At 66.1% G+C, this 14,704-nt stretch carries 13 protein-coding genes; 9 read left to right on the top strand and 4 right to left on the bottom strand.

The window, feature by feature from the left end; all coding sequences use genetic code 11:
* Nucleotides 1–3 precede the first annotated feature (3 nt).
* The 3 genes from lpdA (at nucleotide 4) to C7I55_RS24700 (ending at nucleotide 2,846) form a co-directional block, all read left to right on the top strand.
* Nucleotides 4–1,401, top strand: a complete 1,398-nt coding sequence (gene lpdA / locus C7I55_RS24710; RefSeq protein WP_106515724.1) for a dihydrolipoyl dehydrogenase — start codon at nucleotides 4–6, stop codon at nucleotides 1,399–1,401.
* 93 nt (nucleotides 1,402–1,494) lie between these two features.
* Nucleotides 1,495–2,202: a PepSY domain-containing protein gene (locus tag C7I55_RS24705; RefSeq protein ID WP_106515723.1), complete on the top strand. Its 708-nt coding sequence runs from the start codon at nucleotides 1,495–1,497 to the stop codon at nucleotides 2,200–2,202.
* A gap of 14 nt (nucleotides 2,203–2,216) precedes the next feature.
* Nucleotides 2,217–2,846, top strand: a complete 630-nt coding sequence (locus C7I55_RS24700) for a trimeric intracellular cation channel family protein (RefSeq protein ID WP_106515722.1) — start codon at nucleotides 2,217–2,219, stop codon at nucleotides 2,844–2,846.
* Nucleotides 2,847–2,973: 127 nt separating this feature from the next.
* Here C7I55_RS24700 and C7I55_RS24695 read toward each other — a convergent pair whose 3' ends face one another.
* Together C7I55_RS24695 and sppA are read right to left on the bottom strand one after the other, a co-directional pair.
* Nucleotides 2,974–3,510 carry a GNAT family N-acetyltransferase gene (locus C7I55_RS24695; protein WP_106515721.1) on the bottom strand — a complete coding sequence of 179 codons (537 nt, stop codon included), beginning with the start codon at nucleotides 3,508–3,510 and terminating at the stop codon, nucleotides 2,974–2,976.
* The gene (sppA, locus tag C7I55_RS24690; protein ID WP_106515720.1) at nucleotides 3,507–5,381 is read right to left on the bottom strand and encodes a signal peptide peptidase SppA; all 1,875 of its coding nucleotides are present in this window, start codon (nucleotides 5,379–5,381) and stop codon (nucleotides 3,507–3,509) included. Before sppA ends, C7I55_RS24695 begins: the two co-directional genes overlap by 4 nt.
* A gap of 280 nt (nucleotides 5,382–5,661) precedes the next feature.
* Here sppA and groES point away from each other — a divergent pair, with 280 nt between their 5' ends.
* Nucleotides 5,662–5,949: a co-chaperone GroES gene (gene groES / locus C7I55_RS24685; protein WP_106515719.1), complete on the top strand. Its 288-nt coding sequence runs from the start codon at nucleotides 5,662–5,664 to the stop codon at nucleotides 5,947–5,949.
* Between the two features lie 48 nt (nucleotides 5,950–5,997).
* Entirely contained in the window at nucleotides 5,998–7,644 is a 1,647-nt protein-coding gene (gene groL / locus C7I55_RS24680; protein ID WP_106515718.1) for a chaperonin GroEL, read from the top strand.
* Between the two features lie 210 nt (nucleotides 7,645–7,854).
* Here groL and C7I55_RS24675 read toward each other — a convergent pair whose 3' ends face one another.
* Together C7I55_RS24675 and C7I55_RS24670 are read right to left on the bottom strand one after the other, a co-directional pair.
* Nucleotides 7,855–8,145: a hypothetical protein gene (locus tag C7I55_RS24675; protein ID WP_106515717.1), complete on the bottom strand. Its 291-nt coding sequence runs from the start codon at nucleotides 8,143–8,145 to the stop codon at nucleotides 7,855–7,857.
* A 119-nt stretch (nucleotides 8,146–8,264) separates the two neighbouring features.
* A complete protein-coding gene (locus tag C7I55_RS24670; RefSeq protein WP_106515716.1) occupies nucleotides 8,265–8,543 on the bottom strand; it encodes a hypothetical protein in 279 nt (92 codons plus the stop codon).
* 298 nt (nucleotides 8,544–8,841) lie between these two features.
* Here C7I55_RS24670 and C7I55_RS24665 point away from each other — a divergent pair, with 298 nt between their 5' ends.
* The 4 genes from C7I55_RS24665 (at nucleotide 8,842) to metH (ending at nucleotide 14,551) form a co-directional block, all read left to right on the top strand.
* Nucleotides 8,842–9,798, top strand: coding sequence for an ArsR/SmtB family transcription factor (locus tag C7I55_RS24665; RefSeq protein ID WP_106515715.1), 957 nt, complete (start codon nucleotides 8,842–8,844; stop codon nucleotides 9,796–9,798).
* Nucleotides 9,795–10,724: a methylenetetrahydrofolate reductase gene (gene metF, locus C7I55_RS24660; protein ID WP_106515714.1), complete on the top strand. Its 930-nt coding sequence runs from the start codon at nucleotides 9,795–9,797 to the stop codon at nucleotides 10,722–10,724. Before C7I55_RS24665 ends, metF begins: the two co-directional genes overlap by 4 nt.
* A complete protein-coding gene (locus C7I55_RS24655; RefSeq protein WP_106515713.1) occupies nucleotides 10,721–11,767 on the top strand; it encodes a homocysteine S-methyltransferase family protein in 1,047 nt (348 codons plus the stop codon). Before metF ends, C7I55_RS24655 begins: the two co-directional genes overlap by 4 nt.
* Nucleotides 11,768–11,884: 117 nt before the next feature.
* A complete protein-coding gene (gene metH / locus C7I55_RS24650; protein WP_106515712.1) occupies nucleotides 11,885–14,551 on the top strand; it encodes a methionine synthase in 2,667 nt (888 codons plus the stop codon).
* Nucleotides 14,552–14,704 lie beyond the last annotated feature (153 nt).

The raw sequence follows: 14,704 nt of genomic DNA, 5'->3' as shown, positions 1-14,704 counted from the left end.
GACATGGCAGAGACCAATTTCGACGTGATCGTCATCGGATCCGGCCCGGGCGGCTATGTCGCGGCGATCCGTGCCGCGCAGCTCGGCCTCAAGACCGCCTGCGTCGAGAGCCGGGAGACGTTGGGCGGCACCTGCCTGAACGTCGGCTGCATTCCGTCGAAGGCCCTGCTCCACGCCTCCGAACTGTTCGAGGATGCGAACCACGGCACGCTCGCCAAGTTCGGCGTCAAGGTCGGCTCCGTTGAGCTCGACATGGAGACGATGCACGCCGAGAAGGCGAAGGCGGTCAAGGAACTGACCGGCGGCATCGCCTTCCTGTTCAAGAAGAACAAGATCGAGTGGCTGAAGGGTCACGCCGCCTTCACGGGCGCCAACAGCATCGACGTCGCCGGCACCACCTACACGGCCAAGAACATCGTCATCGCCACCGGTTCGTCGGTGACCCCGCTCCCCGGGGTCACCATCGACAATGAGGTGGTGATCGATTCGACCGGCGCACTCGCCCTCCCCAAGGTGCCCAAGCACCTCGTCGTCATCGGCGGCGGCGTGATCGGCCTCGAACTCGGGTCGGTCTGGCGCCGCCTTGGCGCCACCGTCACCGTCATCGAATATCTCGACGAGATCCTGCCTGGCATGGACGCCGAAGTGCGCAAGGAATCGCGGAAAATCTTCAAGAAGCAGGGCTTCGACATCCGCACGTCGACCAAGGTCACCGGCGTGACCCGCACCGGCGACAGCGCCGTCGTCACCATCGAGCCCGCCGCGGGTGGTGCCGCCGAGACGATCGAAGCGGACGCGGTGCTGGTCTCGATCGGCCGCCGACCCAACACAGACGGCCTGGCGCTCGAGAAAGCGGGAGTCGAGGTCAACAAGCGCGGCCAGATCGAGGTCGATCACGATTTTGCCACCCCGGTGCCCGGTATCTGGGCGATCGGTGACGTCACCCCCGGCCCGATGCTCGCCCACAAGGCCGAGGACGAGGGCATTGCGGTCGCCGAGAACATCGCCGGGCAGACCGGCATCGTGAACCACGAGGTCATCCCGGCGGTGGTCTACACCCATCCGGAGATCGCCAGCGTCGGCCGCACCGAGGACGAGCTCAAGGCCGCGGGTATCGACTACAAGGTCGGCAAGTTCCCGATGATGGCCAACAGCCGCGCCAAGACCAACCGCGACATGGACGGCTTCGTCAAGGTGCTCGCCGACTCCAAGACCGATCGCGTGCTCGGCGTCCACATCATCGCAACCCTCGCCGGCACGATGATCGCCCAGGCCGCCCAGGCGATGGAATTCGGCGCCACCTCCGAAGACATCGCCTACACCTGCCACGCCCATCCGACCCATTCGGAAGCGGTCAAGGAAGCGGCAATGGCGGTGCAGGGCCTGCCCATCCACATCTGAAGGTGATCCCAGATCCTCCCCGTTCGCGGGGAGGATCTAACTGGTCCTGCACGGCTCTCCTGCCTAAGCTCCGCCTTCACTCGGGGGCTTCGCATGAACATCCGTCAACAGCTTCGCCGCTGGCACATCTGGCTCGGCTGGATCGTCGGCCTCCCCCTGCTCGCCTGGACGACCAGCGGCCTTGTCATGGTGGCGAAGCCGATCGAGGAGGTGCGCGGCGCCGATCTGCTCGCCGAGGCGCCGGGCCTGCCGTCGGGGCTCGCGCCGGTACCGCCGGCAATCGGCCCCCGCCCTGTCACCTCGTTGACCCTGGAACAGCGCAGCGGCGGACCGCGCTGGATCGTCCGCTATGCGGATGGCGAGGCGCGGCTGGCCGACCCCGCCACCGGTGCCCTGCTGCCGGCACTCACCGCCGCCGACGCCGCCCGTGAAGTCGCCGCCCGTTACACCGGCAAGGTCCGGGTGACGGCGGTCGATCGTACGTCCAGGGCGTCCCCGCCGGTCGACCTGCGGCGTCCGATCGCGGCGTGGCGGGTGACGATGGCCGACGGCACCCGTTTCTACGTCGATGCCGCGACCGGCGAGATCGTCGCGCGGCGCACGCGCTGGTGGCGCGTCTACGATTGGATGTGGGGGCTCCACATCATGGATCTCCGCACCCGCGAGGACACCCACAACCCATTGGTGATCGGCTTCGGCATCGTCACCCTGGTGACCACGATCATGGCGCTCGTCATGCTGCCGCTCACTCTCCGCCGCCGCAAGGCGAAGAACGGCGGGACGGTAACGGCGGGATCGTGATAGGAAGCGGCCCCATGTCGCCGCTTCCCTTGCCGCCCGTCGTCGATCCCCTGCTCGCCTATCTCGACTGGGCGGGAGTCGCCGTCTTCGCCCTGTCCGGCGCGCTCGTCGCCGCCGCGCACCGGCAGACGCTCGTCACCTTCATCTTCTTCGCGGTGATCACCGGGGTCGGCGGCGGCACCATTCGCGACCTGCTGATCGGCGCGCCGGTCTTCTGGATCCACGAAAATGCAACCATCCTGATCTGCGTCGTCGCCGCCGGCCTGGTCTGGCTGCTGCCGGCCCGGATCTGGCGCGGCAGCACCCTGTTGTGGCTCGATGCCGCCGGGCTCGCCGCCTACGCCACTTACGGCGCCGCCAAGGGCCTTGCTTACGGAGTCGCACCGATACCTGCGATCGGCATGGGCGTGCTGACCGGCTGTTTCGGCGGCATCGTCCGCGACGTTCTCGCCGGGGAGCCCTCGATCCTGATGCGGCCGGAACTCTACGTCACCGCCGCGGCACTATCGGCTGCTCTGGTTGTCGGCCTGGTGACAATCGGCATGCACGGATCGATCGCGGCGCTGATCGCCGCCGCCGCGGGCTTCGCCCTGCGGGCGCTGGCGATCGCACGAAAATGGTCGCTCCCGGCCTACGAGCGTTGAGAGTACGGCTTCCCCCAAAAATCACCGTTCGGGCCGAGCCTGTCGAAGCCCTCCCCTTCTTTTGATCGGGAGGGAAAGGTGAGGACTTCGACAACCTCAGCCCGAACGGGTTATTGATCCGTCGTGCTTACGCGTCCGGAAGCGGGCGCGGCTCGCGGGGCGGCGTCTCGGCTGGGGCGAGCGGGCGCTGCCAGAGGCCGACATCGATCCAGCGGCCGAGCTTCCATCCGACGCCGGCATAGGTGCCGGTCCGCACGAAGCCGAAGCGCTCGTGAAAGCCGACGCTCTCGTCATTGGGCAGGCTGATCGCGGCCACGGCTTGGGCGAAGCCCTGCGCTTCGAGCACGGCAAGCAACGGCCGATAGAGGGAGGATCCGACGCCGCGGCGGCTTCGCCCCCGGCGCACATAGACCGTGGTCTCGACGCTGAACCGATAGGCCGACCGAGCCCGGAACGCGCAGGCATAAGCGTAGCCGAGAATGAAGCCGTCCTCGTCCTCCGCCACCATCCAGGGATACAGCCCAGCGGCCGCCTCGATGCGGTCGCCCACCGCCTCCGCGCCGGGCGCCTCGTCCTCGAAGGTGATCACCGTCTCCGCCACATAGGGGTGATAGATTTCGGCGATGGCCGCGGCGTCACCGGCGCCCGCGGCCCGTATCCTCATGCGCCGATCAGCTTCAGCAGCATCGCGGCGAACCCGCCTGGTCTCGGCCGGGCGACCGCGCCGGTCGTGGGGCAGGACAGGCAACGCGCCTGCACCGAGGCGCCGGTCATCAGCAGCTCGGCATCGGCCGCGGCGCGAGTCATCATCCGGCGCTGCAGCATGCCCATGCGGCCGAACGCATCGGGCGAGGCCTGCTCCTCTTCCTCGCCGCCGCTGGCGAAGGCGAGCAGCATCGAATCAAAAAAGTCCGGCTCCTGCTCCAGCCACACCGGCTTGGCGTCGTCGGCATCGATCTTGGCCATGCGGGCGGCCTCGGCGACCGCGTCGTCGAGTCCGCCGAACGCATCGACGAGGCCGAGCTGGCGGGCGGTGCCGCCATCCCAGACGCGTCCTTGCGCGATCTGGTCGACGCGGGCGACCGGCAGCTTGCGCCGGTCGGAAACCAGAGCGAGGAACCGCCGATAGGTGTTCTCGACGCCCATCTGCAGCAGCCGGTCGGCTTCGGGCGCAGGCCCGTGCAGCAGGTCCGGTTCGCCCGAAAGCGGCGTGGTCTTGACCCCATCGGCGCCGACGCCGAGCTTCGCGAGCGCGCCTTCGAAGCTCGGCAGGATGCCGAACACGCCGATCGACCCGGTAATCGTCGAGGGCTCGGCATAGATCTTGTCACCGGCCATCGCCACCCAATAGCCGCCGGACGCGGCAAGGCTGCCCATCGAGACGACCACTGGCAGGCCCTTGGCCTTGGCCGCGATCAGCGCCTGGCGGATGCGCTCCGACGCCAGCGCCGATCCGCCCGGCGAATCGACGCGCAGCACGATCGCCTTCAGGTTGCGATCGCGCATGCCGCGCTCCAGCGCCTTGACGATCGTCTCGGCGCCTGCCGTCCCGGCATTGGCCTCGCCGTCGACGATATTGCCCGCGACCGTGACGATGCCGATCTCGCCGGCCTCCTCTGTTGCAGGATAGGTCGCGGCCCATTTGTCGAAGCCGATCTTGCGGTAGCTCCCGGGCACGTCGGCTGTGAGCGTGCCCGTGATCTTGGCGACTCGCGCACCGAAAGCCTGGCGATCGCCGACATGATCCACCAGCCCGGCGGCGAGCGCCGCCTTGGCCATGTCGCCGCCGGCGGCCTGGATCCGGCCACCGGAATCGGCCACATAGGCAGCGATCTGCGCCTTCGGCCGCGCCTGGCGGACCGATTGCTGCCAGCTCTCCCACATCGCGCCGTAGAGCGCCTGCGCATTCTCGCGCGCCTCAGGTGACATGTCGGCGCGGGTGAACGGCTCCACCGCAGCCTTGTAGGTACCGACGCGATAGACGTTGGCGGTGATGCCGAGCCGGTCCATCAGGTCCTTGAAATACAGGTTGTTGCCGCCGGGACCACGAACCATCACCCCGCCCATCGGATTGAGCCAGATTTCGCTGGCATGCGAGGCAAGCAGATAGGAATCGTCGTCATAGGCGGTTGCGTAGGCGAGCACCGGCTTGCCGGCCTTCTTGACCGCATCGAGCGCCTCGGCTGCCTGGACGAGGGTCGCCTGGCCGCCGCCGGCGAAGATGTCGAGATCAAGCACCACCGTCTGCACGCGATCGTCGCCCGCCGCCTGGCGAAGGCCGTGAACGATGTCGCGGAGCCGGTATTCCCGGCTGCCCGCAGTCCCGCTCAACACCTCGCTCGGGCTCGCCTGGGCCGGCTGCTCGACGATCGGGCCGGACACGTCCAGCACCAGGGCGCCCTTCTCGCCGGCACCGATCGTCGGCCGTGAGCTCATTGCCGCATACAGCAGGCCGAAAAAGAGGAGCATGAACAGGAGCACCAGTCCGTCCTTGATCCCGACGAGCAGCTTCCACACCTTGCCGACGAATCGCATTGTCGCATTCCCGTAACAGCTTGGGCCGATAACGGCCGAAGGCCCGAAGGACCCTTTGGACGAGGGCTAATCGACCACCGCCCCGCTGTAAATGCGAAGGGCCGGACGCGGCGAAACGGATGCAATTTTCCTGGCGCCGAACGCTTGACCCCACATGAACAGCGACTACATCGACGGTGCTGGCACTCGCCGGGGGCGAGTGCTAACAAGGTTGAACCAACGCGACTGCCGCACCTCACAAGGGGGGAGAGCAGCCGCATATATAGAAGAGGTGACGTGCATGACTTTTCGTCCGCTCCATGACCGGGTGCTGGTGCGCCGCGTAGAGGCCGAAGAAAAGACGGCCGGTGGCATCATCATCCCGGACACCGCCAAGGAAAAGCCGCAGGAAGGCGAAGTGATCTCGGTCGGTTCCGGCACCAAGGCCGAAGACGGCAGCGTGACCCCGCTCGACGTCAAGGCCGGCGATCGCATCCTGTTCGGCAAGTGGTCGGGCACCGAGGTCCGCCTCAACGGCGAAGACCTGCTGATCATGAAGGAATCCGACATCCTCGGGATCGTCGGCTGACCCTTCGCACATCCATCAACGTTGAATTGAACTAAGAGGAAAGAAGACATGGCAGCGAAAGACGTACGCTTTTCGCGTGACGCCCGTGAGCGGATCCTCCGCGGCGTCGACATTCTCGCCGATGCGGTGAAGGTGACCCTCGGCCCCAAGGGCCGCAACGTCGTCATCGACAAGAGCTTCGGCGCGCCGCGCATCACCAAGGACGGCGTCACCGTCGCCAAGGAGATCGAGCTCAAGGACAAGTTCGAGAACATGGGCGCGCAGATGCTGCGCGAAGTGGCCTCGAAGACCAACGATCTCGCGGGTGACGGCACCACCACCGCCACCGTCCTCGCTCAGGCGATCGTTCGCGAGGGCATGAAGTCGGTTGCCGCCGGCATGAACCCGATGGACCTGAAGCGCGGCATCGACGTCGCCGTTGCCAAGGTCGTCGAGGACCTCAAGGCCCGTTCCAAGCCGGTCGCCGGTTCGAACGAGATCGCCCAGGTCGGCATCATCTCGGCCAATGGCGATACCGTCGTCGGCGAGAAGATCGCTGAAGCGATGGAGCGCGTCGGCAAGGAAGGCGTCATCACCGTCGAGGAAGCCAAGGGTCTCGAGTTCGAGCTCGACGTCGTCGAAGGCATGCAGTTCGACCGCGGCTATCTGAGCCCCTACTTCATCACCAATCCGGAAAAGATGCAGGTCGAGCTCAACGACCCGTACATCCTGATCCACGAGAAGAAGCTCTCCAACCTGCAGGCGATGCTTCCGATCCTCGAGGCGGTCGTGCAGTCGGGCCGTCCGCTGCTGATCATCGCCGAGGACATCGAAGGCGAAGCGCTTGCGACCCTCGTGGTCAACAAGCTGCGCGGCGGCCTCAAGGTCGCGGCCGTCAAGGCTCCGGGCTTCGGCGACCGCCGCAAGGCGATGCTCGAGGACATCGCGATCCTGACCAACGGCGAGATGATCAGCGAAGATCTCGGCATCAAGCTCGAGACCGTCTCGTTGAACATGCTCGGCCAGGCCAAGCGCGTCACCATCGACAAGGACAACACCACGATCGTCGACGGTGCCGGTGCGCGTGACCGCATCGAGGGCCGCGTCACCGCGATCCGCCAGCAGATCGAGAACACCACCAGCGATTACGACCGTGAGAAGCTCCAGGAGCGTCTCGCCAAGCTCGCCGGCGGCGTTGCCGTGATCAAGGTCGGCGGTTCGTCCGAGGTCGAGGTCAAGGAGCGCAAGGACCGTGTCGACGACGCGCTGCACGCGACCCGCGCGGCTGTCGAAGAGGGCATCGTCCCCGGCGGCGGCACCGCTCTCCTCTACGCCACCAAGGCGCTCGAAGGCCTCAAGGGCGCCAACGAGGACCAGACCCGCGGCATCGACATCGTCCGCAAGGCGATCATCGCGCCGGTTCGTCAGATCGCCGAGAATGCCGGCAATGACGGCGCCGTGGTCTCGGGCAAGCTGCTCGACGGCAACGACGAGACGCTCGGCTTCAACGCCCAGACCGAAGTCTACGAGAACCTGGTTCAGGCCGGCGTGATCGACCCGACCAAGGTCGTCCGCACCGCGCTTCAGGACGCGGCGTCGGTCGCGGGTCTGCTGATCACCACCGAGGCGGCCGTCTCCGAGCTTCCGGAAGACAAGCCGGCAGCCGGTGGCGGCATGCCGGGCGGCATGGGCGGCATGGGCGGCATGGACTTCTAAGCCGCACGGCGGCCTCCGCCAGCGAAACGATCGCGAAGCGATCGTCAGCTGGCGGAGGACTCGCCGAAGGCCGGACGGCGCCTCGGCGGGAGAGCCGCCGATCGCGTTCCACGTTCGAAGCGGGCTTCGCCCGCTTCCAGCCGAAGCCAAAGAAAAGGGGCCGGAGGATAACTCCTCCGGCCCCTTTTTTTTGTGCGTCGGTGACGATTCCTATTGCGCGTTCGACGCCTCGGCGGCGACGGCCGCATTGGCCGTGCCCCCATCATCGCCGGTCGCGCCCTCGGCCACCGCGACGTCGCCGGCTTCGGCGGTCGGCGCATCGCCATTGCCGAGTTCCGGATTCTCGACGGTCAGGCTGTCAGGCGAGGTGTCGAGCATGTTGGCGGCTTCGTCGAGCTGGGCATTTTCCTCAGCCGTCGGCGCGTTGGTCTCTTTGTCCCCGCAGCCCGCAAGCAGAGCGAGGGCGGCCGCGGCCAGTCCAGTTCCAATGATCGTGCGCATGGTGGATCGCTCCAGATGAAGATGGTCGGCAAGATGTCTGCCGCATCGCCGCGCAAATAAAAAGGGCCGCGCACCCGATGGTGCGCGGCCCTTCCCGTCGCTTCAGTTCTGAAAAGAACTTAGTGCGCTGCGTTCGAAGCCGCGTTGGCGACGTCGTCCGACGCATTCTCGACCGCATTGCCGGCATTCTCGAGGCTGTTGCCAGCGGCGTCGAGAGCGTTGTTGGTCGCGTCGACCGCATTCGCGTCGGTCGCCGAAGCGTTGACGTCGGTAACGGCTTCCGTCTCGGTGACGTTGAGGTCGGTCGCGGTGTTGTTGCCAGCGTCGGTGCTGGTGTTGTTGCAGGCGGCAACGCCGAGAGCTGCGACGGCAGCCAGGGTCAGACCAATCTTCTTCATGAAATTTTCCCTCCGTTTGGAGCAACTGATGATCCGCTGGGCGAGGTGCCGTGGCGAAGCCCACCGGCTCTCCAGCGCCGCATGCAATACAAAAGGCGCAGCGGTATGTCTACCTATTCGGTAAGCAATTGCGCCGAAGCGTTTTTTTGCGTCATTCTTGTGTCACAATCTGGATTTGCAGGCCTGTCGTGCGTGCTCCGCACGCCGAAGGGGCGACTTGGTTCCCCAGCACTGCCGCTTGCGTTAAAAAATCCTGCTCTCTTGACCCGCATATAAAGATATCTTTATATCCTTATCTATGCGCGACGCGACTGACCTTTTCCGATCCCTTGCCGATCCGACGCGGCTGCGCATCCTTGCTCTGCTCCGAGCGATGGAGCTGTCGGTTGGCGAACTCGCGCAGGTGCTCGGCCAAAGCCAGCCGCGGGTCTCCCGCCACGTCAAGATACTGATCGACGCCGGCCTTGCCGAGCGCCGCAAGGAAGGCAGCTGGGTGTTCCTCAGCCTCGGCAGCAGCGCCCGTGTCGATCCCCTGTTCGACATGCTCGACCGCTGGGCCGAGATCGATGGCGACGATCCGTGGACGTTGGCCGATGCGGCCCGCCTCGCCGCCGTGCGTGCCGACCGCGCGGCTGCTGCGGAACGCTATTTTGCGCAGCATGCCAATCACTGGGATGAGATCCGGTCTCTCCATGTCGCCGAAAGCGATGTCGAGGCGGCGATCGGCCGCGCTCTTGCCGACCGCCCGGTCGGCCGGCTGGTCGACGTCGGCACCGGCACCGGCCGCATGATCACGCTGTTCGGCCCGGCCGCCCAGCACGCGCTTGGCGTTGATCGCTCCCCCGAAATGCTGCGCCTTGCCCGCGTCAAGCTCGCCGAAGCCGGCCTCACCGCCGCCGAGCTGCGCCAAGGCGACATGTACGCATTGCCGCTCGGCGCCGGCAGCGCCGACACCGTGATCCTGCATCAGGTCCTGCATTTCGCGCAGCAGCCCGCCGCCGCCGTCGCCGAGGCGGCGCGTCTGCTGGCGCCGGGAGGCCGGCTGCTGGTCGTCGATTTCGCCGCGCACGAGCGCGAGGAATTGCGCACCCGCGACGCCCATGCGCGCTTGGGCTTTGCGGACGAGGCGGTGCTCAAATATCTCGAGAGCGCAGGGCTGGACGCCCGCGTGATCGAGCATCTCGAAGGCGGTGAACTCACCGTCACCATCTGGGCCGGCGAACGGCCCGAAGCAAAATTGAAGGTCGTCGCATGAGCACGCTCGCGCCTGGCATCGCCAGCTGGCGGAAACCCCTGTTCGAAGATGTCGCGGGCGACATCGACGTTTCGTTCGAATTCTTCCCGCCGAAGACGGAAAAGATGGAGCAGACGCTTTGGGAGTCGGTGAAGACGCTGGAGCCGTTGGCACCGCGCTTCGTCTCGGTCACCTACGGCGCCGGCGGCTCCACCCGCGAGCGCACCCACAATACGGTGGCACGGATCGCCAAGGAGACGACGCTGGCGGCGGCGGCACACCTCACCTGCGTCGAAGCCAGCCGCGACGAGATCGACGAGGTCGCGCGTGCCTACTGGGAAGCGGGAGTCCGCCACATTGTTGCGCTGCGCGGCGATCCGCCCGAGGCGGGCAAGAAGTTCGCGCCGCATCCGAACGGCTATGCCGGGGCCGCCGATCTCGTCCAGGGTCTGAAGAGCATCGCGCCGTTCGAGATTTCGGTCGCCGCTTATCCCGAAATGCACCCGGATGCGGTCAGCCGCCAGTCCGACATCGACAATCTCAAGCGCAAGATCGATGCGGGCGCCGACCGGGCGATCACCCAGTTCTTTTTCTCGCCCGATTGCTTCTTCCGCTTTCGCGACGAGGCGGCCGCGGCAGGGATCGACGCAGAGATCGTGCCGGGTATCCTGCCGGTCTCTAACGTCGCCCAGACCCGCAAGTTCGCGGCCATGTGCGGCGCCGGCATCCCGCCCTGGATGGACCGCTTGTTCGAAGGACTCGACAATCTGCCGGCGGCGCGCCAGCTCGTGGCTGCCACGGTCGCTGCTGAATTGTGCGGCCAGCTTTATGCCGGCGGTGTCCGGCACTTCCATTTCTACACCCTCAACCGGGCCGAGCTCGCTTATGCGATCAGCCATCTTCTTGGCCTCCGCCCGAAAGCAGACCAACAGGAGCAAGCCGCATGAGCGCGCGCCAGAGACTGATCGAAGCCGCCCGGGAGCGCATCCTGCTCACCGACGGAGCCTTCGGCACCGAAATCCAGAACCGCAAGCTGACGGAGGCCGATTATCGCGGCGATCTCGATCTCAGCCGCGACCAGAAGGGCAATAACGACATTCTCGCCCTCACCCGGCCCGATGTCGTCGAGGCGATCACCCGCGACTATCTCGCCGCCGGCTCGGACATCGTCTCCACCAACACGTTCAGCGCCAACACGATCAGCCAGGCCGATTACGGCGCAGAGCATCTCGTCGCCGACATCAACCGCGCCTCGGCCGCCATCGCACGCAAGGCGGCGGACGAAGCCCAAGCCGCCGACGGACGTGCGCGCTTCGTGGCCGGCGCGATCGGGCCGACCAACAAGACGCTGTCGCTGTCGCCCAACGTCAACGATCCCGGCTATCGCGAGATCGATTTCGACGGCCTCAAGGACGTCTACCTCCAGCAGACCGAAGCCTTGCTGGAAGGCGGCGCCGATTTCATCTTGATCGAAACGATCTTCGACACGCTGAACGCCAAGGCCGGCATCGTCGCAGCGATGGAAGCGGGCGAGCGGCTCGGCCGCGACGTACCGCTGATGATCTCGATGACGATCACCGATCTGTCCGGCCGCAACCTGTCCGGCCACACGGTCGAGGCCTTCTGGTACGCCGTGCGCCACGCCCGGCCTATTACGATCGGGCTCAATTGTTCGTTCGGCGCGCAGCAATTGCGTCCGCACGTCCAGACGCTGGCGCAGAATGCCGACACCTTGATCATGGCTTACCCCAATGCCGGCCTGCCCAACGAGCTCGGCGCCTATGACGAGCTCCCCGAGCAGACCGCGGCATTCGTCCGTGCCTGGGCGGAGCAGGGCCTGGTCAACATCCTTGGCGGCTGCTGCGGATCGACCCCGGCCCACATCGCCGCGATCGCCAGGGCAGTCGAGGGCGTCGCTCCGCGCACGCTGCCGACGGTCCGCACCGTCACCCGGCTCGCCGGCCTCGAACCAATGACCATCGCCGCTTAGGACCCCTCTCCCCATCGGGTCCCCATCAAAGTACTACATTGACGGGAACCCATCAGGGAAAAGGTTGGGAGAGGGGGGAGCCCGCCCCCCAGCACAGTTTACGAGTAGCTCGATTTTATGACCGCCACCGCCCTTCCTACCGCTCCCGCCGAACTCGACGCCGACATCGACGCCGGTCCTGCCGCCTCCTCCACCTTCGTCAACATCGGCGAGCGCACCAACGTCACCGGCTCCGCGCGCTTCAAGAAGCTGGTCATGAGCGGGGATTATGCCGCCGCCGTGGAGGTCGCCCGCCAGCAGGTCGAGAACGGCGCGCAGGTGATCGACATCAACATGGACGAAGGCCTGCTCGACGCCGAAGCGGCGATGACCACCTTCCTAAAGCTGATCTCCGCCGAGCCGGACATCGCCCGGGTGCCCTTCATGATCGACAGCTCCAAGTGGAGCGTGATCGAGGCGGGTCTGAAATGCGTGTCCGGCAAGCCGATCGTCAATTCGATCAGCCTGAAGGAGGGCGAGGCCGAGTTCCTGCGGCTCGCCCGCAAGGTTCGCAATTACGGCGCCGCCGTCGTCGTCATGGCCTTCGACGAGACCGGCCAGGCCGACACCAAGGCCCGCAAGGTCGAGATCTGCTCGCGCGCCTATGATCTTCTGGTCCGCGAGGGCTTCCCGCCCGAGGACATCATCTTCGATCCGAACGTCTTCGCGGTCGCGACCGGCATCGACGAGCATCGCAATTATGCCGTGGATTTCATCGAAGCCTGCAAGGAGATTCGCGTCCGCTGCCCGCACGCCCATATTTCGGGCGGCCTCTCGAACCTCAGTTTCTCGTTCCGCGGCAACGAGCCGGTCCGCCGGGCGATGCACTCGATCTTCCTGTTCCACGCCATCCCGGCCGGGCTCGACATGGCGATTGTCAACGCCGGCCAGCTCGACGTCTATGACGCGATCGATCCGGAGCTGCGCGAAGCCTGCGAGGATGTCATCCTCAACCGCGCACCAAAGGCGGGAGGGGACGCCACCGAGCGTCTCGTCACCCTTGCGGAGAAATATCTCGGCTCCGATCCGATCAAGGAGAAAGCCGAAGCCGAGTGGCGCGGCTGGTCGGTCGAGAAGCGGCTTGAGCACGCGCTGGTCAAGGGCATCGACGCCTATGTCGTCGAGGACACGGAGGAGATGCGCCAGCGCGCGGACCGTCCGATCCACGTCATCGAAGGTCCGCTGATGGACGGCATGAATGTCGTCGGGGATCTGTTCGGATCGGGCAAGATGTTCTTGCCGCAGGTCGTCAAATCGGCGCGCGTGATGAAGAAAGCCGTCGCCCACCTGATCCCCTTCATCGAGGAGGAGAAAGAGAAAAGCGGGGCCACCGCCGGCAAGGGCAAGGTCGTGATGGCGACCGTCAAGGGCGACGTGCACGACATCGGCAAGAACATCGTTGGCGTCGTCCTGCAGTGCAACGGCTTCGAGGTGATTGATCTCGGCGTGATGGTGCCATGGCAAAACATCCTTCAGGCCGCCAACGAGAACAATGCCGACATGATCGGCCTTTCCGGCCTGATCACGCCGTCGCTGGACGAAATGGTCACGGTCGCGGCCGAGATGCAGCGCGAGGGCATGACCCTGCCGCTGCTGATCGGCGGCGCCACCACCAGCAAGGTCCACACCGCGCTCAAGATCGACACCGCCTATGAAGGGCCGGTGTTGCACGTGCTCGATGCCAGCCGCGCGGTCGGCGTCGCCTCGTCTTTGGTCTCCGAGACCCAGCGCGATCCGCTCGTCGCCAAGACCGCCGACGAGTATAACAATGTCCGCGAGACTCGCGCCGGTCGCGGCCACAGCGAGCTCGCTACGATCGCCGACGCCCGCGCCAATGCCTTCCCCTATGATCCCACGGGCAAGGCACCCGCGCCGCAGCGGCCCGGGGTCCAGCATTTCGGCGAGTGGCCGATCCGCGATCTGCGCGCCTCGATCGACTGGACTCCCTTCTTCCGCGCCTGGGAGCTGGCCGGCAATTATCCCGCCATTCTCGAGGATCCGATCGTCGGCGAAAGCGCCACGTCGCTGTTCAACGATGCCCAGGCCATGCTCGACCGGATCATCGCCGAGCATTGGCTGGTGGCGAAGGGCACGGTTGGGATGTGGCGCTGCCGCCGCGAGGGCGACGACATCCTGGTTCTCGCCAGCAACGAGGAGACACGCCTGCCGATGCTCCGGCAGCAGGTGAAGAAGCGCGAAGGCCGCCCGAACATGTGCCTGGCCGACTTCATCGATCCGGACGGCGAGGACTGGATCGGCGGCTTCGCCGTCGGCATTCACGGCCTCGACGCGCACCTCGCCCGCTTCAAGGCGGAGAATGACGATTACTCGGACATCCTCCTCAAGGCGCTGGCCGATCGTCTGGCCGAGAGCTTCGCCGAGACCCTCCACGGCCATGTCCGCAACAGCATCTGGGGCTATGCCGAGGAGCATCTCACCAACGCCGACCTGATCCGCGAAACCTATCAGGGCATCCGTCCGGCGCCGGGCTACCCGGCCTGCCCGGATCACAGCCTGAAGCCGGCTCTGTTCGAGATGCTCGGCGGCGATCCTGCCGGCGTGACGCTGACCGAAAGCTTCGCGATGTGGCCGACTTCGGCGGTCTCCGGCTTCTATTTCGGTCACCGCGACAGCCAGTATTTCGGTGTGGCCCGGATCGGCCGCGACCAGCTCGAAGACTATGCCGCAAGACGCGAGGTCAGCGTCGAGGAAGCGGAGCGCTGGCTCCGGCCCAACCTGGACTGATGCTTCCTCTCCCGTCGGGGGAAAGGGCAGGGAGAGGGGCAAGCGCCCGGACCGGCTCGATGCCGGGCCGCGCGCTCTCTTCGCGGTCGCGCAAGTTCGGGAACGAGAGCGCGAATATGGGCGTAGAAATGCAAAAAGGCCGGCATCGAGCCG

This window comes from Allosphingosinicella deserti (genome assembly GCF_003012735.1).
GTDB classification, from domain to species: Bacteria; Pseudomonadota; Alphaproteobacteria; order Sphingomonadales; family Sphingomonadaceae; genus Allosphingosinicella; species Allosphingosinicella deserti.
Note: the sequence above shows the minus strand (reverse complement) of the source record. Positions and strands in the feature narration are given on the sequence as shown.